Source organism: Providencia sp. AGC89, from assembly GCF_053543535.1.
Map to the genome: position 1 here is coordinate 98,894 of NZ_JBIXLP010000062.1, position 23,868 is coordinate 122,761.

Annotated in this window: 18 protein-coding genes and 1 other annotated feature; of the genes, 8 read left to right on the top strand and 10 right to left on the bottom strand. The window is 42.0% G+C overall.

The window, feature by feature from the left end:
* Nucleotide 1 precedes the first annotated feature (1 nt).
* Together thrA and thrL are read right to left on the bottom strand one after the other, a co-directional pair.
* Nucleotides 2-2,461: a bifunctional aspartate kinase/homoserine dehydrogenase I gene (thrA, locus tag ACIPUA_RS11815; RefSeq protein WP_042847001.1), complete on the bottom strand. Its 2,460-nt coding sequence runs from the start codon at nucleotides 2,459-2,461 to the stop codon at nucleotides 2-4.
* A 24-nt stretch (nucleotides 2,462-2,485) separates the two neighbouring features.
* Nucleotides 2,486-2,607, bottom strand: a sequence feature (Thr leader region).
* A complete protein-coding gene (gene thrL / locus ACIPUA_RS11820; protein ID WP_071548816.1) occupies nucleotides 2,546-2,614 on the bottom strand; it encodes a thr operon leader peptide in 69 nt (22 codons plus the stop codon). (Overlaps the previous feature by 62 nt.)
* A 1,154-nt stretch (nucleotides 2,615-3,768) precedes the next feature.
* On the opposite strand from thrL, the gene arcA reads away from it, so the two are divergent.
* A complete protein-coding gene (gene arcA / locus ACIPUA_RS11825) occupies nucleotides 3,769-4,485 on the top strand; it encodes a two-component system response regulator ArcA (protein WP_004905684.1) in 717 nt (238 codons plus the stop codon).
* Between the two features lie 118 nt (nucleotides 4,486-4,603).
* Here arcA and creA read toward each other — a convergent pair whose 3' ends face one another.
* Nucleotides 4,604-5,080, bottom strand: coding sequence for a protein CreA (gene creA / locus ACIPUA_RS11830; protein ID WP_042847002.1), 477 nt, complete (start codon nucleotides 5,078-5,080; stop codon nucleotides 4,604-4,606).
* 184 nt (nucleotides 5,081-5,264) lie between these two features.
* Between creA and robA the strand changes: the two genes are divergently transcribed.
* Nucleotides 5,265-6,179, top strand: coding sequence for an MDR efflux pump AcrAB transcriptional activator RobA (robA, locus tag ACIPUA_RS11835; protein ID WP_042847003.1), 915 nt, complete (start codon nucleotides 5,265-5,267; stop codon nucleotides 6,177-6,179).
* Between the two features lie 44 nt (nucleotides 6,180-6,223).
* Here robA and gpmB read toward each other — a convergent pair whose 3' ends face one another.
* The gene (gene gpmB, locus ACIPUA_RS11840) at nucleotides 6,224-6,871 is read right to left on the bottom strand and encodes a 2,3-diphosphoglycerate-dependent phosphoglycerate mutase GpmB (protein WP_042847004.1); all 648 of its coding nucleotides are present in this window, start codon (nucleotides 6,869-6,871) and stop codon (nucleotides 6,224-6,226) included.
* A gap of 52 nt (nucleotides 6,872-6,923) precedes the next feature.
* Here gpmB and yjjX point away from each other — a divergent pair, with 52 nt between their 5' ends.
* Nucleotides 6,924-7,460, top strand: a complete 537-nt coding sequence (gene yjjX / locus ACIPUA_RS11845) for an inosine/xanthosine triphosphatase (protein ID WP_004914743.1) — start codon at nucleotides 6,924-6,926, stop codon at nucleotides 7,458-7,460.
* Nucleotides 7,461-8,086: 626 nt separating this feature from the next.
* On the opposite strand, the gene trpR is transcribed toward yjjX, so the two are convergent.
* Nucleotides 8,087-8,404: a trp operon repressor gene (gene trpR / locus ACIPUA_RS11850; RefSeq protein WP_042847005.1), complete on the bottom strand. Its 318-nt coding sequence runs from the start codon at nucleotides 8,402-8,404 to the stop codon at nucleotides 8,087-8,089.
* A gap of 343 nt (nucleotides 8,405-8,747) precedes the next feature.
* The gene (sltY, locus tag ACIPUA_RS11855) at nucleotides 8,748-10,661 is read right to left on the bottom strand and encodes a murein transglycosylase (RefSeq protein ID WP_042847006.1); all 1,914 of its coding nucleotides are present in this window, start codon (nucleotides 10,659-10,661) and stop codon (nucleotides 8,748-8,750) included.
* 669 nt (nucleotides 10,662-11,330) lie between these two features.
* Here sltY and ettA point away from each other — a divergent pair.
* On the top strand, nucleotides 11,331-12,998 hold the full coding sequence (gene ettA / locus ACIPUA_RS11860) for an energy-dependent translational throttle protein EttA (protein ID WP_042847007.1): 1,668 nt from the start codon (nucleotides 11,331-11,333) through the stop codon (nucleotides 12,996-12,998).
* 189 nt (nucleotides 12,999-13,187) lie between these two features.
* On the opposite strand, the gene nadR is transcribed toward ettA, so the two are convergent.
* The 3 genes from nadR to serB form a co-directional block, all read right to left on the bottom strand.
* Entirely contained in the window at nucleotides 13,188-14,423 is a 1,236-nt protein-coding gene (gene nadR, locus ACIPUA_RS11865) for a multifunctional transcriptional regulator/nicotinamide-nucleotide adenylyltransferase/ribosylnicotinamide kinase NadR (protein WP_042847008.1), read from the bottom strand.
* A gap of 31 nt (nucleotides 14,424-14,454) precedes the next feature.
* A complete protein-coding gene (radA, locus tag ACIPUA_RS11870) occupies nucleotides 14,455-15,840 on the bottom strand; it encodes a DNA repair protein RadA (protein WP_042847009.1) in 1,386 nt (461 codons plus the stop codon).
* Between the two features lie 590 nt (nucleotides 15,841-16,430).
* A complete protein-coding gene (gene serB / locus ACIPUA_RS11875; protein ID WP_042847010.1) occupies nucleotides 16,431-17,408 on the bottom strand; it encodes a phosphoserine phosphatase in 978 nt (325 codons plus the stop codon).
* Between the two features lie 245 nt (nucleotides 17,409-17,653).
* Between serB and ACIPUA_RS11880 the strand changes: the two genes are divergently transcribed.
* The gene (locus tag ACIPUA_RS11880) at nucleotides 17,654-18,409 is read left to right on the top strand and encodes an AhpA/YtjB family protein (protein ID WP_042847011.1); all 756 of its coding nucleotides are present in this window, start codon (nucleotides 17,654-17,656) and stop codon (nucleotides 18,407-18,409) included.
* A 9-nt stretch (nucleotides 18,410-18,418) separates the two neighbouring features.
* Here ACIPUA_RS11880 and ACIPUA_RS11885 read toward each other — a convergent pair whose 3' ends face one another.
* Nucleotides 18,419-19,201: an energy transducer TonB gene (locus tag ACIPUA_RS11885; RefSeq protein ID WP_042847012.1), complete on the bottom strand. Its 783-nt coding sequence runs from the start codon at nucleotides 19,199-19,201 to the stop codon at nucleotides 18,419-18,421.
* A 200-nt stretch (nucleotides 19,202-19,401) separates the two neighbouring features.
* On the opposite strand from ACIPUA_RS11885, the gene ACIPUA_RS11890 reads away from it, so the two are divergent.
* From ACIPUA_RS11890 to ACIPUA_RS11900, 3 genes are all read left to right on the top strand, one after another.
* Nucleotides 19,402-19,938, top strand: a complete 537-nt coding sequence (locus ACIPUA_RS11890; protein ID WP_048608459.1) for an RNA polymerase sigma factor — start codon at nucleotides 19,402-19,404, stop codon at nucleotides 19,936-19,938.
* Nucleotides 19,938-20,921 (top strand): FecR family protein, encoded by a 984-nt coding sequence (locus tag ACIPUA_RS11895; RefSeq protein WP_449059697.1) that lies wholly within the window; start codon nucleotides 19,938-19,940, stop codon nucleotides 20,919-20,921. The genes ACIPUA_RS11890 and ACIPUA_RS11895 overlap by 1 nt, the downstream gene beginning before the upstream one ends.
* Nucleotides 20,922-21,043: 122 nt before the next feature.
* Nucleotides 21,044-23,815 carry a secretin and TonB N-terminal domain-containing protein gene (locus ACIPUA_RS11900; RefSeq protein WP_181469077.1) on the top strand — a complete coding sequence of 924 codons (2,772 nt, stop codon included), beginning with the start codon at nucleotides 21,044-21,046 and terminating at the stop codon, nucleotides 23,813-23,815.
* Nucleotides 23,816-23,868 lie beyond the last annotated feature (53 nt).

A 23,868-nucleotide genomic window follows, 5' to 3' on the forward strand; every position in this document is an offset into this window, starting at 1 on the left:
CTTAAACTCCCAATTTCCATGAAAGGGTACGCAGCATATCTGCAAATACACCAGCAGCAGTAACATCATTACCTGCGCCATAACCCCTTAAGACTAAAGGAATTGGTTGGTAATAGCGTGTATAGAAAGCCAGTGCATTTTCGCCATTTTTAACCTTGAAGAGTGGGTCATTGCCATCAACAGCAACAATTTTAACCTGACAGCGCCCTTCTTCAATTAACCCAACATAGCGTAACACTTTTTCTTCTGCTTCTGCGGCTTTTATACGCTGAGCAAACTGTACATCTAATTGTGGTAAACGAGCCATAAATTCAGCAACAGAGCCGCTGCTATCGAAATCCATAGGTAAAACAGGTTCAATTTCAATATCTTGTAGCTCTAAGTCATAACCTGCTTCGCGGGCTAAAATCAATAATTTACGTGCTACGTCCATACCGGATAAATCATCGCGAGGGTCTGGTTCTGTAAAGCCTTTCTCTTTTGCCAGCGCCGTTGCCTCAGATAAAGACATGCCCTCATCAAGCTTACCAAAGATAAAGGACAGTGAGCCCGATAAAATACCACTAAAGTGAACTAATTCATCCCCTGCATTGAGCAAATTTTGTAAATTTTCAATAACAGGTAAGCCCGCACCAACGTTTGTATCATAGAGAAATTTACGTTTCGAGCTTTCTGCTGCGCCACGCAATTGGTGGTAGTAATCCATGGATAATGTATTGGCTTTTTTATTTGGCGTGACGACGTTAAAACCATCTTTTAAGAAATTCACATATTGCTCTGCAATTTCTTGATTGGAAGTACAATCGATAATCACAGGGTTTAAGAAATGATACTCGCGTTCTAAACGGATCAAACGGCTTAAGCTAAAAGGTTCTTTTGCTTCCGCTAATTCAGCTTTCCAGTTAGCTAAATCAATGCCTTGCATATCCGTTAACATTGCACGTGAGTTTGCGATACCACACACACGCAGGTCGATATGCTTTTGCTTCAACCATTGTTGCTGACGGTGTATTTGTTCAATCAATGCATTTCCCACCCCACCGACTCCGATGATAAAGGCTTCAATCACTTGCTCTGCATTGAACAACATTTGGTGACAAAGACGTACCGCCGTGGTTCCCGCCTCGTTCGCAATTACGGCTGAAATAGAGCGCTCAGATGAGCCTTGTGCAATAGCAACAATATTGATATTGCCACGGGTCAATGCAGAGAAAAAGCGCGCTGAAATACCTTTCAATGTACGCATGCCATCACCGACTACAGAAATAATCGCTAATTGCTCCATCACGCCCAGTGGGTCTAATACGCCATCTTTCAACTCTAAATAGAATTCATCTTCTAGTGCAGCGCGAGCACGCTGTAGTTCATTATGTGGCACACAGAAACTGATGCTGTACTCCGATGAAGATTGGGTGATCAACACGACTGAAATGCCTTTACGTGACATGACAGAGAAAATACGTGCAGCCATGCCCACCATTCCTTTCATACCAGGCCCCGATACGTTGATCATTGCCATGTTATTTAAGTTAGTGATCCCCTTAACTGGTGTGCTGTCATCCGTTTGACCATCCCCAATCAGAGTACCGGGAGCACTTAGGTTAGTGGTATTTTTAATTAGGCAAGGTATTTGGAATTGGGCGATAGGAGCGATTGTACGAGGATGGAGAACTTTGGCGCCAAAATAAGATAACTCCATGGCTTCTTGATAAGACATCCCCTTCAATAAGCGTGCGTCAGGTACTAAACGCGGGTCACAAGTATACACACCATCAACATCAGTCCAAATTTCACAACAATCTGCACGTAAGCAAGCTGCCAATACCGCGGCGGAGTAATCAGAACCATTGCGGCCTAACACCACTAGTTCGCCTTTATCATTCCCAGCGGTAAAACCTGCCATTAAGACAAAGTGATCTTTGGGAATATTTAAAGCAGCAATACGTTTTGTCGATTCATTTATATCAACAGTAGATTCAAGGTAATGCCCTTTTGCTAATAGGCTTTCAACTGGATTAATCACTGTCACATTATGACCACGAGCTTTTAATACAGATTCCATAATAGCAATAGAGAGCTTTTCACCACGGCAGATAATTGTAGCGTTGATGCTATCAGGGCATTGACCTAGGAGAGTAATACCATGCAGTACTTGTTTGATTTGTGCGAATTCTTGTTCTGTAAGTTTTTTCAGCTTGTCATATTCGAAACCAGGCTGTTTTTCTTTCAATCCTTTTAAAAGGTTAGCAAAAATCATTTCGGCATCATTTACATGCGTGATGACATCTTGACCTGCAACCGTTTTTTCAATCATAGCAACCAGATGGTTAGTGATTTTTGCTGGTGCTGATAGCACCAGTGCCACTTGCCCATCTGCTAATTTACTTTCAGCGATGTCAGCAACATTTAGTACCCGTTCGTCATTTGCAACCGAAGTACCGCCAAATTTAAGCACACGCATGGTATTTCTCTCCTGAATTAACACCAAAAAAAAGCCCGCATCTTATGGGGATGCGGGCTTTTTCATTTTTATTTTTTGGATGCGTCAGCCCGCCCCGTTTCCTGTGGTTACGGTGGTGGTGGTAATAATAATAGTCAGGCTGATATTACGCATAAATTCTGTCTGTCTCTTAGATCTTTTGGGTTTCTCCCTATACGGTTAAAGCAATCTGCATAATTTGTCAAATTTATTTGATTCTAACCCCTTTAACAAAACAGTTTTTCAATAAAAACCCCTCTAGGAAAAGGGAAAAAATCTTCATAAAAAAACAAAAATCCCACCAGTGCCAGCTTTAACAACCAAAATAATTTAAATTACCAGATGAATAATTTTTTGCGATTTTAATGGCTTATTTGTTTATTAAATGAGCAAATAAATACAATGATGGGATTTGATAAAAGTTATGTACCACTAAAAATAAACAGGAATTTCCACCAAGATGAGTCAGAAAAAACCCATGTTCCAATTAACCTGATAGAGACTTATTTCTAGTTGTAGATCAATGCATGGGGTTTTGTGATTTACCGGGAAAGTTGATCGTTATCATATGGGCTTAATCTGAAAATATCTGATATCACTCTCTACATTTACACTCATATTCGTTGTTTAGCATAATCTCCACCAATTTATGCTTTATTTAAATGTAAAAATATTGTTAGTAAATTTCTTCACCCTTAAAATAACATAAGTATATTTACTTATTTACAATCATAAACGACTCATCATATTACTGCATAGACACTTTACTTCTAGTTTAGAAGCGTTTGCTCTCTATCATTTAAACAAAACAACCTGTCAAAATTCGAGATGAGTCACAAATCAGACATTATTTTTGATGGTATATTGGGGGAATTGCAGATTTAATTCTTTAATTTCAAGTCAAAGCAACAACCCTCATATTCGTCTTCTGCATTTTGACCGACTATCTGATATCTAAATCGCATGTTAATTTATATAATTATGTACCTAACAATTTTTGTTAACGTGCTACAATTGATTTTGATATGTATCAACAAAAGTTAGTTTTTTAGGTGGTAAATGCAGTATTAGCTGTTATATTGCTGTTAACAGCCCAATATTGGGAAAGTGCTTATATTTTGGCTAGTTTTTTAGAGCCATTTGCTGCAAAAGCAACATAATGTCACTGTTGGATTTTGAAACAAATTTATACTCATAAACGTGTTTTTTCAGAGAAAAATATAATAACCACCTAACTGAAAACGGCTTGTGAGTTCAGTATTTTTATTTTAATACTTTAGGTAGCAACTATGCAGACCCCACACATTTTGATTGTTGAAGACGAAATAGTCACACGCAATACGCTGAAAAGTATCTTTGAAGCTGAAGGCTATGTGGTTCATGAGGCAACTGATGGCGAAGAGATGAACAACGTTCTCTCCGAACATGACATCAATTTAGTCATCATGGATATTAACTTACCAGGTAAAAATGGCTTATTACTTGCTCGTGAATTACGTGAGCAAGAAAGTATTGCGTTAATGTTCTTAACTGGCCGTGATAACGAAGTTGATAAAATTCTCGGTCTGGAAATCGGTGCTGATGACTATATCACCAAACCATTTAACCCACGCGAATTAACTATTCGTGCGCGTAACTTGCTGTCACGTACCATGAATTTGGCTGGCGGTACTGAAGAGCGTCGTTTGGTTGAAAGCTATAAATTTAATGGTTGGGAATTAGACATTAATAGCCGTTCATTAGTTAGCCCTGCTGGTGAACACTACAAATTGCCGCGCAGTGAGTTCCGTGCAATGCTGCATTTCTGTGAAAACCCAGGGAAAATTCAGACTCGAGCTGACTTACTGAAGAAAATGACTGGCCGTGAATTAAAACCTCATGACAGGACTGTTGACGTGACTATCCGTCGTATTCGTAAGCACTTCGAATCTACGCCTGACACACCAGAAATTATTGCCACTATCCACGGTGAAGGTTACCGTTTCTGTGGTGATTTAGACGAATAATTAACAACCTAATTATTTGCATTATAGTTATCGAAATCCGCTGTCTTTTAAGCAGCGGATTTTTTTTATGAGTGGTATCCATACTATCAGAGGATTGCAGCCCAAACACTCGTCATAATCACCACGGCATGATCGGTACAGCACTTAACGCATTTTTCGGTGAGCCGTCGATCATTTTGTCTGAATACGTTAAATAAACCAGTGTGTTACGTTTCGGGTCATAAAAACGAACCACTTGCAGTTTTTTGAAAACTAACGATGTGCGCTTTTGAAAAACAACTTGGCCTTTTGTTGGTTTACGCTTTACACGGTCGCTCAGTTCAATCGGACCAACTTGCTGACATGAAATAGCAGCATCAGAAGTATCTTCCGCTAACCCCAACCCCCCTTTGATACCACCCGTTTTTGAGCGACTCAAATAACAGGTAACGTTATCAACATCAGGGTCATCGAATGCTTCCACGACAATTTTATGGTCAGGGCCGAAAATCTTAAATACAGTATCGACTGAACCGATTTCTTCAGCGAAAGTAATACAAGGCAACGCTGATAATAATGACGCGAGAACAATATTTTTTAATCTGGAACAACGCATACTGGGTTTCCTATTCAACTCACAATCGGTAAACCTCGTATCAATACAAGGTTAATTATTCACTTTTCTAACTAATTCTCAAATACAACTCATTTACTATAAACGAAAAAGGTAACTTGATATAGAATAGCGATTCATTGATAGATTATATCTGTACTATAAGTCGCATTGGCTGGGGATATACATGGATCAAACTAATATTATTCGCGACTTGCTTCGCTGGATAGATGACAACCTTGATAAACCACTCTCGCTGGATAATGTTGCCGCAAAAGCAGGCTACTCTAAGTGGCATTTACAAAGAATGTTTAAAGAAGTCACTGACCAAGCGATTGGTGCTTATATTCGAGCCAGAAGACTTTCTCGTGCTGCGGTTGCACTGCGCTTAACAAGCCGCCCAATTCTTGATATTGCGCTACAGTATCGCTTTGACTCGCAACAAACTTTTACTCGCGCATTTAAAAAACAGTTTAACCTGACACCGGCTTTCTACCGCCGTAGTGAGGAGTGGTGTGCTACTGGGATTTGCCCACCGATTATCTTAGATAATCATATAAATATTGAACATGAATTTATGCAAATGCCTGAACTGCAATTGGTCGGTTTGGAGCAAAGCTGTTCTTATGCTTTAGAGGAATGGTCAACCGCATGTTCAGAAATGCGCCAAACGTTTTGGCATTATTATTTAGATAATACCACCAAGATTGCTTCTGAGGTGTTCGGGCTGCATCATGCAATCCATAACCCTGAAAAAGAAGACGAGCAAACTGTGTTCTATACCACCGCAGTTAGGCCTGAAGATGCAAGTTTCAATACTAATCAGTATACCAATTTGACATTACCGAGTGGTAAGTATGTGAAATTTTCATTTAATGGCGTGCCTACCCGAAATGCGTTACAGGAGTTTTTATACCAAATTTATGGTGTTTATTTACCCAAACTCAATTTAACGCGTCGCCCTGGGTATGATATTGAACATTACCGACTAAAAAATATCGACTTGCATAATATCACCCCAGAAAGTGATGACCCTAAAACGCATATCGATACGTTTGATTATTATGTTCCTATCAAAGCAGACGGTACTAAAGCACGCTAAGCTGAGGGAGTTTCATTATATTGAAACTCCTTACTTTTCAATAATTAGCCTTGTTGTTCATCAAGGGCTGGCTGCGTTAAATGAGTCACTTCCCCCGCAGTTTCGACTATCCACCCATTCGCAAGCCATGGGCTGTTTTGGTAGTCTACTCGAGATAATGAGCAATTACGTAAACGTAAGCGGCGCTCTGAATACGCAGGAACCCCCATAATACGGCTAATTAAAGTACTTAGTGCGATGCCATGGCTTACAAGCAGGGGTCGACTCCCTTCGGGGAGATCTAAGCAACTATTTAATGCCGCAAACATACGCGTATAGAGTTCTTCCATCGATTCCCCCTCAGGGATTCGACCACCACGAGTGCCGTCAATCAAGCTTTTACGCCACTGTTCTTCTTCTGAGGTTAACGACTCAATCGCTCTTTGTTCAAGAACCCCCATATTTAGTTCACGTAGACGCGGTTCTGTGGTAATTTCACATCCGCATACACTTGCAATTATTTGTGCAGTTTCCAGTGTGCGTCCCATATCACTAGTGATAATATGGGTAATGCCTTCTGATTTTATCCTTTCAGCCACCTGCCTTGCTTGCAGTCGTCCAGTGGCTGTCAGAGGGCTATCGGATTGTCCCTGGATGCGACGAGCTAAATTCCATTCAGTTTCGCCATGGCGAACAAGATAAACCTGTAACATAGATGTGTTCCGTTATTACTTTTCGAAGTATGTGTTCAAAGGAAAATAATTAATGTACCAAGTTATAGCTGCAACGACTAATCCTGCCAAAATTAAAGCGATCCATCTAGCTTTCGATGCTGTATTTGGGGCTGGCAGTTATCAAATTGAAGATATTAATGTCGATAGCAGTGTTCCACAGCAACCTATCGGTAATAATGAAACCCGTACAGGGGCTAGACAACGCGTAATGGCTTCAAGACAAGTTCGCCCTGAAGCAGACTTTTGGGTCGGTATCGAAGCAGGCATTGAAGATGATATGACTTTTGCTTGGATAGTTATTGAACATAAGCAAATACGCGGCGAGTCTCGCTCTGCGAGTATTATGATCCCAGAAAAAATTCTGGCAGGTATTCGTGAAGGTCGTGAACTTGGCGATGAAATGGCCTTTTTGACCGGTATTGATAATATCAAACAACAAGGTGGCGCTATTGGTTTTTTCACCGACGGGGTATTAACCCGCACAAGTGTTTACCAACAAGCCTTAATTTTGGCCTTAGTTCCCATTAAGCATGAAATTTATAAAGAGCTAAACCAAGTAGAAGACTAATTATACTTAAAATAATTAAAATTGCATGTGCGATTAAACATCACGCTTTTCACACTAAAGTATGGGAAACCATACTTTTTTTGTGTCTATTTGTTTTAAAAATAGATAAATGCCAATACTCAAAATAGTTCGAATTGTAGGTAGGCGGCAAGTCGCACTAAGCCCTAGGAGCATACATAAGTATGTGGCTAGGGTTAGCAAATGCAACTAACACCCCTACAATTTTAAAATAGATAAATGCCAATACTCAAAATAGTTCGAATTGTAGGTAGGCGGCAAGTCGCGCTAAGCCCTAGGAGCATACATAAGTATGTGGCTAGGGTTAGCAAATGCAGCTAACACCCCTACAATTTTAAAATAGATAAATGCCAATACTCAAAATAGTTCGAATTGTAGGTAGGCGGCAAGTTGCGCTAAGCCCTAGGAGCATACATAAGTATGTGACTAGGGTTAGCAAATGCAGCTAACACCCCTACAATTTTAAAATAGATAAATGCCAATACTCAAAATAGTTCGAATTGTAGGTAGGCGGCAAGTCGCGCTAAGCCCTAGGAGCATACATAAGTATGTGACTAGGGTTAGCAAGCGCAGCCAACACCCCTACAATTTGAAATATGAAGAGTATTTTAGAGAAGTTGAGACTCGAGCCAAGCCTTCACATCCAATGGAGCCGATTTTAAACTATTCGAACCTCGCGTTATGGTCGCTATCCCCACTCCGAGTTCATTTTTAAGTTCTCTTTGGCTCATTTCGCCGCGCATTAGCTCTTGCACTATTTTAACTCGGGTCGATAAGGCTGTACGCTCATCTGGCGTAAGTAATAACTGAAGAACTGGCAAATGGATATCTTGTTCAAATGCCAATTGTAATAAATTCACAAAGCGCAGCCAGTCAGCGTTCTCATCCGCGGTCAAAGCCGGGTCATATTGTTGATTTGCTGTCATCGTCTATCCATCCATACTATTTAACTAGTACAGATAATAACACACTCTTATTAGAAATCATCAACCAAACACAAAGCGATTGCCAAGATGCCAAATAATGTGAGTTATACGCTAAAGCATTCGTACTGTAGCAAGGCGATCAGCGAGGATAGCTCGGGGAGCATACACCTGTATGTAACACGAAGCCCCAATAAAACGAAATATAAAAAATATGAATACTCAAAATAGTTCGGATTGTAGGTAGGAGGCAAGTGATGCTAAGCCCTAGGAGCATACACAAGTATGTGACTAGGGTTAGCAAACGTAGCCAACACCCCTACAATTCGAAATATGAAGAGTATCTTTAGTATTTCATATTCCATTCATTAGGAAGCAAAATCTTCATACCTTTTTGCCCCATAAAATGGCGATAAAACAAGTCATAGGATAAAACGTTTTTCACATAACCACGGGTTTCAGAAAACGGAATACTTTCAACAAATGCAATTGCATCAATGCGTCCGCCACTATTACCTAACCAACGAGTTACCCTTGAAGGGCCTGCATTATAGGCTGCGCTGGCTAAAATACGGTTATTTCCAAACTGCTGGTATACATCTTCAAGATAGGCAGTTCCCAACTCGATATTGGTAGTTGGATTAGTCAACTGACTCGTATTCACATAATTAATACCTTGCTTTTTAGCGGTATGTTTCGCTGTTGCTGGCATTAACTGCATTAAACCTGTAGCCCCTACGGGTGAGCGTGCTTGTGGGTTCCAAGCGCTTTCTTGGCGAGCAATTGCCATGGCATAACTCTTTGGAATATCTTTTGATTTTGTATAGAGGCTAAATTCTTTATCCCACGCCAATGGGAAGCGCTCTTCCAAGTGATCCCACAATTTTGCTGTGATCGTAGCTTGAACGCTAAGATCGGGCCACTTGTTATCAAATGCATAACGCGCAAGCTGTTCTTGTTGATTAGCAGGGAGAGAAGCCACTAAGCTAACCCATTCAGAACGCGCAAGATTTTCCAGTTCCCAGTACATTAACTCACGCACGCGTTGCACTTCAGGTAACTGATTAATACTGGCATCAGGCTTAGCGGCAGTATTGACATAGACAGGGTATTCAATATTTAAAACCTGCGCAGCAACCATTGGGTAAAAACCACGTTTCTTGGTTAATTCACGAAGCTTTGCTTCACCCTCGGCTTTCTTACCCGCATCAATGAGCGTAATAGCCTGCCAGTATTGCCATTCTTCTTTATTTTTCACATCAGCAGGTAATTGCCTCAGCCACGCGGCTACTCCGGTTTTATCCCCTGCCCCTAAAGCAAGGCGGACTCGGCGTTCTTTCAATGATGATGAATGACTTTCCTGAATAGTTTCATCGCGCCATTGCGCCTGTTCTGGCGTGACATCCCCCATATATTGCCATGCGATACTATCTTTAAGCGCTTGGCTTTCTGTCATATTCATTTTTTGTGCAGAACTTACCGTATTTAATACTGCACGAGCTGCATCTGGGGATTGACGTGCATAGCGGCTAAAGCCTGCTGTCGTGGCTTGGCGAGTAAAGTCGGTAGGAGTTACTGTTTTAGCAAAAGTGACAACAGACGCTGGGTCATTTTGTAGTTTAATCAGCGCATCGCCTATCGTTTTATAACTCGGTGGTAAACGTTTAGCCAAATAGCTCGCAATCGAAGTATTCCCTTCTTTAATTGCCAAACTAATACGCTCAAGGGTCATTTCAGGGGTTAAATAACCTTCTTTTTCCCATTCATTGAAAAGCTTATCACACGCTGATGGCATAGAACGGCCGTTTAACCACGCTTTCTCTGCACCTTGCCAAGCAACTTGCTTGTTACCTACTGCCCAATTTGCAAAATAAAAATTACATTGTGCTTCAGCCGGCTTTGGAGCTTCAGGACTAAATTCCAACAATGATTTCCATTCTTGGCGGCGTGCTAATTCATTAACAAAGCGAGTTTTTAAATTTTTTGCGACAGGTAGCGTCGGGTAAGTGTTAATAAATTCCTGAACTTGGCGAGGTGATACAATATCTAAGTCTTGAGTTAGCTCACGATAAGCAAGATAAGGGTAAAGTGGATAATCATGCAAGGTCGGCAGTAAGCGCTCGACTTCATCCATTTTATTGGCATCCCATGCAACCTTAATTGCCTGATAGCGCTCCCGCTGCGCTTGTAAGGAATCAGCCCATACGGTGCTGGAAACCAGCAACATTGTTACTGGTACTGCCGCTAACCAACCTTTCATATTCACTCGCTCCATCGCTAAACTAAAGTCAAACTACAGGGAAAACCTTAACCTATATATACACATATCCCAAATAATTCGAGTTGTAGGTAGGCGACAAGCGAAGATAGACAGAGAGCATAGATAAACTATGTGACTCGGCTAGCTGAGCGCAGTTAACACCACTGCAACTTGAAGGATTACGGGTATATTAAGCATATATCAATACTATGAATGCTACCGAAAGTTTTTATTTAGTAACAGCGGAGAGTTCTTGATTATTTCGACTTTACAGTCTTTTACGTATCAGCCACTTTATGAATGATTTAAAGTCTTTGCCCCTCGGCAATATTCAGCGCAATCAGTTGTATTCGTAATTTTGTTATGTGTTTCGATTAAATACCTGACGTAACGCCCATTTTAAAAAAGTATTAAATTCCTTTATGTTTAAAACTTTTTATCATGGGTAACTCCCTGTATAGCGCATCACATCACTACATCCCCATGAGTTGATAATAGAAAGTCATCAAGCTTGTCTCACTGAGAGGGAGGGATGGATGATCTCCTGATGTTCAGGTATAGTTCTAGAAAATTATATGGCTGTTTATTAAATGCTTTTCAGCCTAAGCTTGTTAAAGCAAAATAAACTAAAAAACTAAAGTTCCCTTTATAAATCAAAAGGTAAATAAATTGGCTCAATACGTTTATAGTATGTATCGGGTTGGAAAAATTGTTCCACCGAAACGTCATATTTTAAAAAATATCTCTCTGAGCTTCTTTCCGGGGGCTAAGATCGGTGTTTTAGGTCTAAACGGGGCGGGTAAATCAACATTACTGCGTATCATGGCAGGTATTGATACCGATATCGAGGGTGAAGCGCGTCCTCAACCAGGTCTAAAAATTGGTTACCTACCACAAGAACCAAAACTCAACCTTGAACACACAGTGCGTGAAGCCGTTGAAGAGGCCGTTGGTGAGGTTAAACGTGCATTGACCCGCTTAGATGAAGTCTATGCGGCTTATGCAGAAGAAGGCGCGGATTTTGATAAACTGGCCAAAGAACAAGGCGAGTTAGAAGCCATTATTTCTGCGCAAGATGGCCACAACCTTGATAACCAACTAGAACGTGCTGCTGATGCATTACGTCTTCCCCCTTGGGATGCAAAAATAGAGAATCTATCTGGGGGGGAGCGCCGCCGAGTGGCGATTTGCCGCCTGCTGCTAGAAAAACCAGATATGCTGTTACTCGATGAGCCAACCAACCACTTAGACGCAGAGTCTGTGGCGTGGTTAGAGCGCTTCTTACACGACTATGAAGGTACCGTCGTAGCTATCACGCATGACCGTTACTTCCTTGATAACGTAGCAGGTTGGATCCTTGAGCTTGACCGTGGTGAGGGCATTCCTTGGGAAGGTAACTATTCTTCTTGGCTTGAGCAAAAAGATGCTCGTTTAGCCCAAGAGGCCTCAACTGAAGCGGCTCGCCGTAAGTCTATCGAGAAAGAGCTTGAGTGGATACGTCAAAACCCTAAAGGCCGCCAATCGAAAGGGAAAGCGCGTCTGGCGCGTTTTGAAGAACTTAATAACGTTGAATATCAAAAACGTAACGAGACCAGTGAGCTATTTATTCCACCAGGTCCACGTTTAGGTGATAAGGTTATTGATGTTGAAAACCTAAGCAAATCATATGGCGACCGCGTTCTGATTGATAACCTGAGCTTCTCCATTCCTAAAGGGGCAATTGTTGGGATTATCGGGCCGAACGGTGCGGGTAAATCAACACTATTTCGGATGATTTCAGGGCAAGAACAGCCTGATTCTGGCTCCATCACTGTTGGTGAAACCGTGAAGATTGCCTCTGTTGATCAGTTCCGTGATTCCATGGATGACAGCAAAACTGTTTGGGAAGAGATTTCTAACGGTCAGGACATCATGCGTATCGGTAACTTTGAAATTCCTAGCCGTGCTTATGTTGGCCGCTTTAACTTTAAAGGCATTGACCAAGGTAAGCGCGTCGGTGAGTTATCTGGTGGTGAACGTGGTCGTTTACACTTAGCTAAACTACTGCAAGTGGGCGGTAACGTCTTGCTACTCGATGAACCAACCAACGACCTCGACGTAGAAACTTTACGTGCGTTGGAAAACGCCCTATTAGAGTTCCCAGGCTGCGCAATGGTTATTTCCCATGACCGTTGGTTCCTTGACCGTATTGCAACACATATCATTGATTATCAAGATGAAGGGAATATCAGCTTCTTCGAAGGTAACTTCTCTGAATATGAAGATTACAAGAAACGCACATTAGGTGCCGAAGCGCTGCAGCCACATCGTATGAAGTATAAGCGTATGACCAAATAATCCTTGTCATAATTTAGAATTATAGCGGTGTTGGCTGCTTTTGTGAGACCTAGTCACATACTGGTGTATGCTCCTAGGGACTCACTCTCTTGCCGCCTACCTATAATTCAAATTATTTAAGGGATCGATATCATATAGATAGAATCAAAACGGCATCATTCGATGCCGTTTTTTATTGGGTGACTTTATTTATAAGTCATCCAACATCAATAACTGCTGAACGAGGGTTACGCATTCTAAGAAACGCGTATCGTAATCAGAGGACTCTACACGTACAAACTCAATATTATTTTTCTTAAGCATTTCAATGAGTAAGTTTTGGAAAGCTTTGCGGTCTTTATCGCTTCCTAAACTTCTTAAACCATCAGCCACCCACGGCGTGTTATTTTCCAGTACTATCACCAAATCAAATCGGTATTCATCGATCAGTGCCTGAACGAATGGATGCTCTTTGCCTTCATAGCGTAAACAGAAGGCTTGCGTTGTCACAAAGTCCGTATCAATAAACGCCACTTTATTGGCATATTTTACTGCAAAATCAATATATTGCGCATGACCCAAGGCGATTTTATCGTAATCTGAATATTGCAATGCCATTTCGTCACCACCTAAATGGCTAAAAACATAATCGCGCCCATACTCCCATGCACTACTGGTATTAAAAATGTTGGCTAATTTGTTAACTAAGGTAGATTTCCCACTTGATTCGCCTCCTAAAATCGCCACCTTCCGGACAAAGAAAGGTTTAACTTCCGTTGGAATGTAATCCCAATAGCGAAACGGTGCCTGACGAATTTGGTTACCACTGATATTCATAAAGGTGCGCTCAGGGTCAACCAAAACAGTTTCAATACCTAAATATTTTTTGTAGCGAGGAGCATCGTTTGCCTCCCCTGAATAAATAAAACTAGGGTGGATATTGTGCTTTTTCAAAAAGCCTTTCATACCATCGCTCCACACTTCCCAGCCGTGTGGATAAGGCTCTATACCATTTTCATCAAATGAATGAATGTGAATGTTTTTTTGATATTTAAAGGTTTGCAGTAACCAACGCAGCCGGTCACTGACAGTTGGTTGTTGTGACATTGAACTATTAATAAACAGGTCTTTATCACGAGGTTCATCATGGCAAAGGATTACATGCAGTTCATCCACTTGGCTGCAAGCACGTTGGATCAAATAAATATGCCCTGTGTGTAATGGGTAAAATTTGCCAAACACCACGCCGATCGTTTTTTGCTTATTGGGATATTCAAGGCCTAAAAAACGATGAAGAGCCGCTATTTTTTGGGCACTTGGGCTCTTGATTTTATCGTTTATCAACTGGCTGAGGTAGCCTTTGGTCATATCTGTCGCATCAGCCACTTGCTGGAGAGTGTAACCCGCTCGTTTGATTGCGTTTTTAAGATAGTCAAATTCAGCCATTTATTTTCCTTTTTACTCTTAGTAATAAGCGTTATAGCTCATCTAAAATGCTGAGCGCATCCGCCAACTTTTTCACCCCGTAGACTTTCATGTCTGGCGGCGATTTTTTGGGCATATTAGCATGAGGCACAATCGCACGTTTAAAACCGTGTTTTGCCGCCTCAGAGATACGCTCTTGCCCGCTTGGAACCGGACGGATTTCCCCTGCTAGCCCAACTTCGCCAAACACCACAAGATCCCTAGGTAACGGCCGGTCTCGAAAACTTGAAACTAAAGAAAGCAATAACGCCAAATCAGCACTGGTCTCAGTCACTTTGACGCCACCCACCACATTCACAAAAACATCTTGGTCCGACATTTGTAAGCCACCATGACGGTGCAACACGGCCAGCAAAATTGCTAAGCGGTTTTGTTCAAGCCCGACAGCAACCCGACGTGGATTAGACATCATCGAATGGTCAACTAGGGCTTGGATCTCCACCAGCAATGGCCTCGTTCCTTCCCAGACCACCATAACGGAACTGCCAGAGGTCACTTCATCACCACGACTTAAGAAAATTGCCGATGGGTTATTGACCTCTTTAAGCCCTTGCTCCGTCATAGCAAATACCCCGAGTTCATTAACGGCACCAAAACGGTTTTTATGGCTACGTAACGTGCGAAAACGGTTATCGGCATCACCATCAAGCATGATAGAACAGTCAATACAGTGCTCAAGGACTTTTGGCCCCGCAAGTGAACCATCCTTTGTGACATGGCCTACCATAATAATCGCAACACCGCGGGTTTTCGCAAAGCGAGTCAGATACGCGGCTGTTTCACGAACTTGCGCCACACTGCCCGGTGATGATTGGATATCGGCCATATGCATCACTTGGATGGAGTCTATTACCATTAGTTTCGGCTGTTCTTGTTCCGCGGTTAAACAAATTTGTTCAATACTGGTTTCGGATAGCATATTGAGCGAATCTGTTGGCAAACCAAGTCGATGCGCACGCATCGCCACTTGTTGCAATGACTCTTCCCCAGTGACATAGAGGGTTTTCATTTCACGTGAAAGCAAGCACATGGTTTGTAGCAATAATGTACTTTTACCCGCCCCCGGGTTCCCGCCAATTAAAATGGCACTACCCGGCACAACGCCTCCGCCTAGCACCCTATCAAATTCTTTAAAACCTGTAGTAAAACGAGGAAGTTCTTCGAGGCTGATTTCAGATAATTTCTGAACCTTACTTACCCCAGCCGCATTCCCTGCATAGCCCGTTAAACGGTCATTACGTGATGAAGAGCTTGTTGAGGCCAGACGCACTTCTGTAATGGTATTCCATGCATGGCAAGCACTACACTGCCCTTGCCAACGTGGATAATCCGCCCCGCATTCATTACAGACAAACGCCCTTTTTACCCCTTTCGCCACAGCAAACTCCTCTTGATAATTAACTTAGTTTTAGATTATTGCTATCTCACAAACCATAAAATATAGATACCAATATTCAAAATAGTTCGGGTTGTGGCTAGGCGGCAAAAGAGGATGTCTTGGGGAGCATACAAAAGTATGTGACCCAAGCAGCCGAGTGCAGCCAACACCGCCACAGCACAAACCATAAAATATAGATACCAATATTCAAAATAGTTCGGGTTGTGGCTAGGCGGCAAAAGAGGATGTCTTGGGGAGCATACAAAAGTATGTGACCCAAGCAGCCGAGCGCAGCCAACACCGCCACAGCACGAAATATAACGAATATTTTTGATATTCAAAATGGGTTGTGTTGTAGCAAGGCGGCAAGTAAAGCTAAGCCCTAGGAGCATACATCAGTATGTGACTAGGGTTAGCGAGCGCGGCCAACACCACTACAGCGCAAACCATAAAATATCGATATCAATATTCAAAATAGTTCGGGTTGTGGCTAGGCGGCAAAAGAGGATGTCTTGGGGAGCATACAAAAGTATGTGACCCAAGCAGCCGAGTGCAGCCAACACCGCCACAGCACGAAATATAACGAATATTTAGCGTTCCTCGTGCTTCAAGCCCCCGCTCAACACACACATCACCCCCATGAGATCCGCGTGACGAATAGCCACCTTCGCCCTTGCATACACCTTTGGTTTCGCATGATATGCAATACCCAGCCCTGCTTTACGGATCATCTTCAAGTCATTTGCCCCGTCGCCGATTGCCACTGTTTGTTCGATAGGTATTTCCAGTTTTTCAGCTAGTTTGACCAACGTTTGGGCTTTATATTTTGCATCGACTATTGGCCCTTTGACTTTACCAGTCAGTTTGCCATTTTTAACTTCGAGCTGGTTAGCAACTGCGGCTGCGAGTTTTAACCGCTGCTGCAAATCATTAGCAAAGAAAGTGAACCCACCAGAAGCTATCGCAATATGCCAATTCATGGCTTGAAGTTTACGCACCAAATTAGTCAACCCTGGCATCAAAGGCAATGTTTCCAATACTTGGTCAAGAATTGACGCATCTGCACCTTCTAATAAGCTAACGCGTGCGCGCAAGCTTTCGGTAAAATCTAGCTCCCCTTGCATTGCACGCTCTGTCACCTCTGCGACTTGCTCACCAACACCGGCTAAACGAGCAATTTCATCAATACATTCAATTTGAATGGCAGTTGAGTCCATATCCATCAATAACAGACCTGGTGAACGCAAACGTGGAATTTGCCCTAGCGGCACCACATCTAATAAACATTCATCAGCGAGCTTTTTAATCCTAGGGGTAATACTCCCAGCGATTCTGACAACTTGGTAATCATCAATACGCCATGAGGACACAATCACAATCGCGATCCCTAATCGCTGTTGGAAATTACTGATCCTAGCTTTATCTAATCCACGGCCATATAGTAGCCACCCACTGTCACCTGCACGGTAATCCAGAGGCATCACTTCTTCACCACTCAAAGAAAGTGGCAAACCGGGCCATTTTTGGATCTCGTCGGGTAAATAACAATAGGTCAAACTCGTTGACATGAAAATTAGCTCCTGTAATCGATGTAATCTTTATTTTAATGATGAGTTGCGAGTAGCCGAACGAAGCCACTATACTTAACGCCAACGCCTTAGTTTTTGCGCCGATTAACTATGTATACTATTTAAATCTTATATACCGCTGCAATTTATACCTTAAATCACTCATTTTAGGTAGTGAAGTGCCGCTAACAATACGATAACCTGAAGTATGACGGATATACTGACAAAGAGCATCAACTAACCAAATGAAACAAACTTTTAGGCTACATAAAACAGTCATTATTGTTATCTGCATTGCGCTGGTAACCTTACTTATGCATGGTGTTTCATATTTGGGTAATAGCCAAAACCAAAACCGAATTGAACAGTTTAAACAATTGACCTACGTGCTCGCAGAACAAGTCGCTTTCAGCTTATCCGATTATATTGTCCCCGGCAGCAAAGATTTTAATTTAGACCGAATTAATGCCAATTTAAATAACATTGCAAAAGATAAGTATATTTTAGATGCCAGCATCTACACTGCCAATGGCGTTCTTGTGACACAAGTCGGCGAACCTGCCACCGTAAAAGAACGGCTAGCCATCGATGGCAACTCATCACTACAAAACTTTCAATATCAATTAGTTGTACCAATCCAAGGGGCAAAAGAGCCAAAGGGCTATTTGCGTTTAACTATCGATACCGAGTTACTTTCTGCTGAAATTCAGCAAGCAGATAACAGTACGAATGTATTAAGGATTTTTATTCTGTTCGCTTTATGTATCGGTTTTGTTTTAGCCAATACCTTATTGCGTTTAAAGAAAAAGAAAGGCCACAAACAGCCGCCGCCATTAGTGGTAAATACTGAAGATAACCCTGAAGAAAACGAACCTGATGACCTTACTAGCAAAACAACAATAAAACCTAAACCAGCCCGTCTGAGACGAAAAAAAGAACCTAGGCCATACCGTCCAAAGCGGCCTGCCCCCAAAAGCAAGCCTCCTCAGGCCGATAAATAACTGTTAATTTTAAATCGAAGTAGTATCAAACACGATTGGTGCAACAAATTCGACTCGCCCATCCACCAACAGTGTTTCTGGTGGCATAGGGAAAGGTGCTGCACGTGAAATTGTGGCTAAGGCTTCTTTGTCCAATATTTTAGTTCCCGATGAATTAAATAAACTGGCAGTAATAACCTCACCTTTACTGTCCACAACCACTTTTACCTGAGAAACCCCAGTTGAACGGAAACGCAGGGCCGCACGTGGGTAACGTTTTGACTTTGCAATACGCTGATGGACTTCACTCTGCCAGCCTTGGTGACCGCTTAGTGCAGCAGAGGCATTACTGGAAAAATTTGCCCGACTACTCGCTTCACTCCCCGACGCGGGAGCAGAGGTTACTGTAGACTCTTGATCTGCAGTAGGAACCTCTTCAAGCACTTTTTTCTCTTGTACTGTTTTCTTTTTCGGTGGGCGCTTTTTCTCACTAACTTTGGTTAACGTCCCATTATCTACGATGGCAGTTTCTGGTAATTTTTCCGTTTTTTCAACTACCTCTGGCAAGACTTCTTCATGCGTTGTGACTTGCTGCTTTGGCGCATGGTTAACCTCAGGCTCAGCCTGCTGCTCTAACTGGTATACCCCGAGTTGTAGTGAAATTGCAGGTGGCAATACCCCTGTTTTCGGGATTGAAGTAGTAAACCATCCGATGAAAATGACTGCCAGTGTTCCATGGAAAAGACAACTTAAAAACAAACCGCCCAGTGGACGGAAAATCGGGCGCTCGAACTTGCCCGTCATACTGCTCATATTCTGCCTCACGACTTTATTTTTTGTTAATTATAGGCATAATACAAACAAAAATGATATTCATTATTATTAGTAAAAACACAGTCTGAAAAATAACCCATTGATTTAATTACAAAAGTAATCTGAGCAGATTATTAATCAGCACAATTCATCGGTCCCCACTCCTTGTTTGTGCATTTTATGATATTAACACCAGCAAAATGACTATTGATAAATCCCTTGCCCGCAAAATTAGCGGAGCATATCAGTCAACATATAGCCAGCTTGTGCGCTTTTTCCGCAATCGGCTAGATAACAGCAATGATGCTGATGATTTATCACAGGATGTGTTTACACTATGGCTTAATCGCAAAGAAAAAACACCAGTAAAAGAGAGCCGAGCTTACCTATTTAAAATTGCTAATCATGTTTTAATTGATCACTGGCGACGCAACCAACGTCAAACGACATCAGAAACCCCCATTGATGAAGTCATACATGAATTCAATCTTGAACAAAGGCAAGCTGATCCCAGTGAAATTCTGGAACATCAGCAACGTATCCAGCTGTTAAGTGACGCTCTCGAAACATTACCCCCTCGCCGACGAGAAGCTTTTTTACTTTATCGTTTTGATGGGTTATCTCAAAGTGAGATTGCTGAGCGAATGGAAATTTCAATCAGTATGGTGGAAAAACATATTGCGGCAGCACTAGTTCATTGTAAAAAACACCTTGATAATCAGGGCAATAACCCGTAATGACACATAATTCTTTGCAAACATCAGATGATGCAAACCGTATTGATGAGGAAGCGGCGCTGTGGTTTACTCGCATGCACAGCCAACGCATCAGCGCACTTGAAACCGAGCAATTTAAGCAATGGCTCGCGGCTTCGTCTGAACATGCCAAAGCTTATGATGCGATTGCCGCTGTTTGGCGGGAGTTTGACATGCTCCCCCGCCCTGCCAGTGTCGAATTTACAGAGAAAAAACGCCCCTTTTTTCGCCTTTGGCGCCCTTTGGGGAATACCTTAGCGGCTTTTTTTATTGCTGCTGTTCTATTCTTACCCTACAGCCACCTGCCTTCAATGTTACTTAATAACATGACTTTAGTCGCTACAGACTCCCCTAAAGAAGTCACATTACCAGATGGCTCCCAGTTATTTCTTAACCGTAATACCCGTATTCATGTGGCCTACGAAACCCCAGTCCGTAATATTTTACTTGAAAAGGGAAACGTTTATTTTAAAGTAAAATCAAACCCTTACCGCCCATTCATTATCCAAGCGGATAAAAGACGCATTCAAGTCGTTGGCACTGAATTTGAAGTCAATAAAGTCGCACAGCAAGTTTCAGTGAATGTTAGCCAAGGCATTGTCAGCTTTGAAAATACTGACAATGGCCAGCCTATTTTTTTACTGGCGGGGGATAGCGCCGTTAGCCCTACGCCAAATAGCCAAATTACGCGCCAACATATTGACGCGTTAGAAGTGGCCCGCTGGCGTTTTGGTGAATTAGTATTTGTCGATAAACCGCTATCTGAGGTACTTGATGAATTAAGTGGCTATTCGTCAGCCCATGTCGAGCTTTCGCCAGCAAGTTTAGCCAAGAGTAAAATCTCTGGTCGTATTAATTTGCGCCACCCTGAACAGTTCTTTCAAGCTCTCCCATCATTATTACCCGTACAAGTCGTGTATCAAGATAAAAATAACATATTGATTATTCAGAATAAAAAAAAATAAATGAAAAATATTTTCATTTGCAGGTGAGGATAATTCTCATTTCACCCTCTTCTTAAGTAGTCATTCTTTTAATGACGCATTTTTCGCACACTTTTTGTGCAGCTTAAGAATAAGGGATATCTATGTCAATTCAGTTTACTCAAAGCCGGTTAAGGCCGCTCGCTCTTGCTGTCGCGGTGAGTAGTGCCATTGTTTGTCAATCAGCTTCTGCGCAAGAACTTACCTTCTCTTTGCCAGAGCAACCCCTTGCTAAGTCTGTTGCTGAAATTAGCCGCCAAGGGCAAATCCAGTTGCTATATGATAAGAGCCAACTTAATGGCCTACGAGCACCTGCATTATCGGGCAACTACTCCGCACAAACCGCATTACAAAAAATACTTATCGGTAGCGGCTTAGAACTTGTCAATGAAAATGGTGTTTTTGTTATCCACCAGCAGAATTTAAACCAAGGCACATTGGTTTTACCGGAAACCCAAGTGTCTGGTGTGATACAAAACCACCCTGCGACCGATGTTATGTCAGCACCACAATATGTGACTTCTGAAGAAATTAGCCAAAAAAATACGGGCGATGGCAATATCACCGATTTAATGAAGACTAATCCAGCAGTGCAATTTGCCAACAATGACAGTAATTCAATGAACCAAGGGGAAATCAAACCTTCCCGTATCTCAATCCACGGCTCAAGCAGCTACCAAAACGCCTATCGCCTTGATGGAGTAAGCTTTAACAACGATTTTGACCCCGCGGACAATGGTCTTGGTGAAACCTCAACCCGTTTGAGCAGTAGCGACCAAGGGATCTACATCGATAGCCGTCTTATCGACAGTATGACGGTGTATGACAATAACATTCCTGTCGAATTTGGTGGATTTACGGGGGGAACGGTAGAAGTAAATAGCCGCCGCTGGCAAGGGGAAAATAGCGCTCACGCGTATTATCGCTTAACCCGCTCCGGTTGGAACAACCTTTTCCACGATTCCACTCAAGGTATTGATACATCAAAAAATGACACATCCAATCCTGCTCGTTTCCAAAATCGCTATGATAAAAGTGACTTTGGTGGCTGGTTTGAAGCGGGTGTAACCGATAATTCAGGTATCGTATTTTCTGCCTCTCGCCGTAGTTCTACTATTCCAATGACTGTCGTTGGTGGTGAAGCTTATGTGCTTGAAAATAACCAAATCGTACCTTTTGACGGTTTTTACGGTAAAAAAAACCAGCGCCGTATCTCTGATAACTACTTTTTAAAATATTCGATAGATTTATCAGAGAAGAGTTCATTAGATTTGTCTGCCAATTATGCTAATTACGATAGCCGCCTCTTTTCATCAACGATTGCCAATTCAGGATATGACTCAACCCATGATGGGCTTGGCTTCACTGCTGTGTACAAACAAAAATTTGACCTCGGCCAGCTTGAAGTTACCGCAAGTACACAAGACCTGAAAGATGATCGTAAAAATGATCAAAAATACTCTCTAACAATACGTGCATTCGATGACAACTGGAACATGGTTGAACAAAACAGTGGCGGTTTAGGAGACTTGGAATCAAAACAAAAAACTCACGGCTTAAAAACCGTGATGCGCTTTGATCCTAAAGAAGATGCTTTAGGTTTAATTCATACTTCCACTTTAGGGGCTGAGGCGAATTATACCAAAGGGACTTATGTCCGAGATCGTGATTATTTCCGTTATACCTATACCGGAGAGATTGGGCTAGACAACATGTACTCAGGGTACCTTAGCAACATAACGCGTTTCCGCCAAGGCTCATATTCTGCAGATTATACCAACTATGCCATTTTTCTTGATGACAGTATTCAATATGGCAAATTAACGCTACGTCCTGGAGTTCGTCTCGATCGTGATGATTTTGTAAACCGTACCAATATTGCTCCTCGTTTAAGTGGGATTTACGATGTCTTTGGGGATGGCAAAACCCAAATTATTGCGGGAGCTAACCGTTATTATGGCCGCTCAATGCTGACTTATGCGCTATATGGTGCACAGAATGACGGTATGCAAAACTGTATGGCATATAGCGAATCAATGGCTTGTTCTCTAAATCCAAACAAAAATGATTGGGATAACCAAAAAGATTATGAGGGGCTGGAATCATTAAAAACACCGTATAACGATGAACTTACTCTTGCATTACAACAAGATATTTTATCCACCACATGGCGTTTACAATATGTGCATCGTGAAGGTTATGATGAAGTCAGAAACCGTACCAAGTATGACAATCCCCGAGATCCAAATACACGCAGTATCCGTACTTTTGATAATGGCGGTCGCAGCTCACACGACACCGTAACCCTTTCCGTTAATAATAGCCAACCTTGGGAATGGGCTGATGCGTCTCATGTTATGACAGCGTCTTTCACATGGCAGCAAACAGAAAGTAATACGCCAAAAGATGCGGGTTACAGCTCATATGACCCTAGCAATCGCGTTAACCTCGATAAAGTCTCTTACAACGGCAAAATTATCGATGCATCAAAATTACCGTCTACCAGTTTTAACTCACCAATTAAACTTAATCTAGAGATGACCAGTGTTTGGGATGACTACGACGTCACTTGGTACAACCGGCTGCAATGGTGGGGAGCTCGCTCTCAAGCCGTTCGCTATGACAATGCGTACGATTTTGACCCTGAATATGGTCAAGTTCGTAAATACACCAAACAACACTTCGCAAGTAAATACACATGGGATACTCGTCTAGGCTGGAAACCTGACTTCGCTTACGGTTTTGGCGTTTCAGTTGAAGTCAACAACGTATTGAATAATAGAAATATATCAGATCGCTTTACATACGATAACCGTGTCATTAAAGCCTATGATCCGGGTCGTCAATTCTGGTTACAAGTGAATTATGATTTTTAAGTCATAGCTGCAATGTGAGCAATTAACACAATATTAATCATTAAATTAAAACA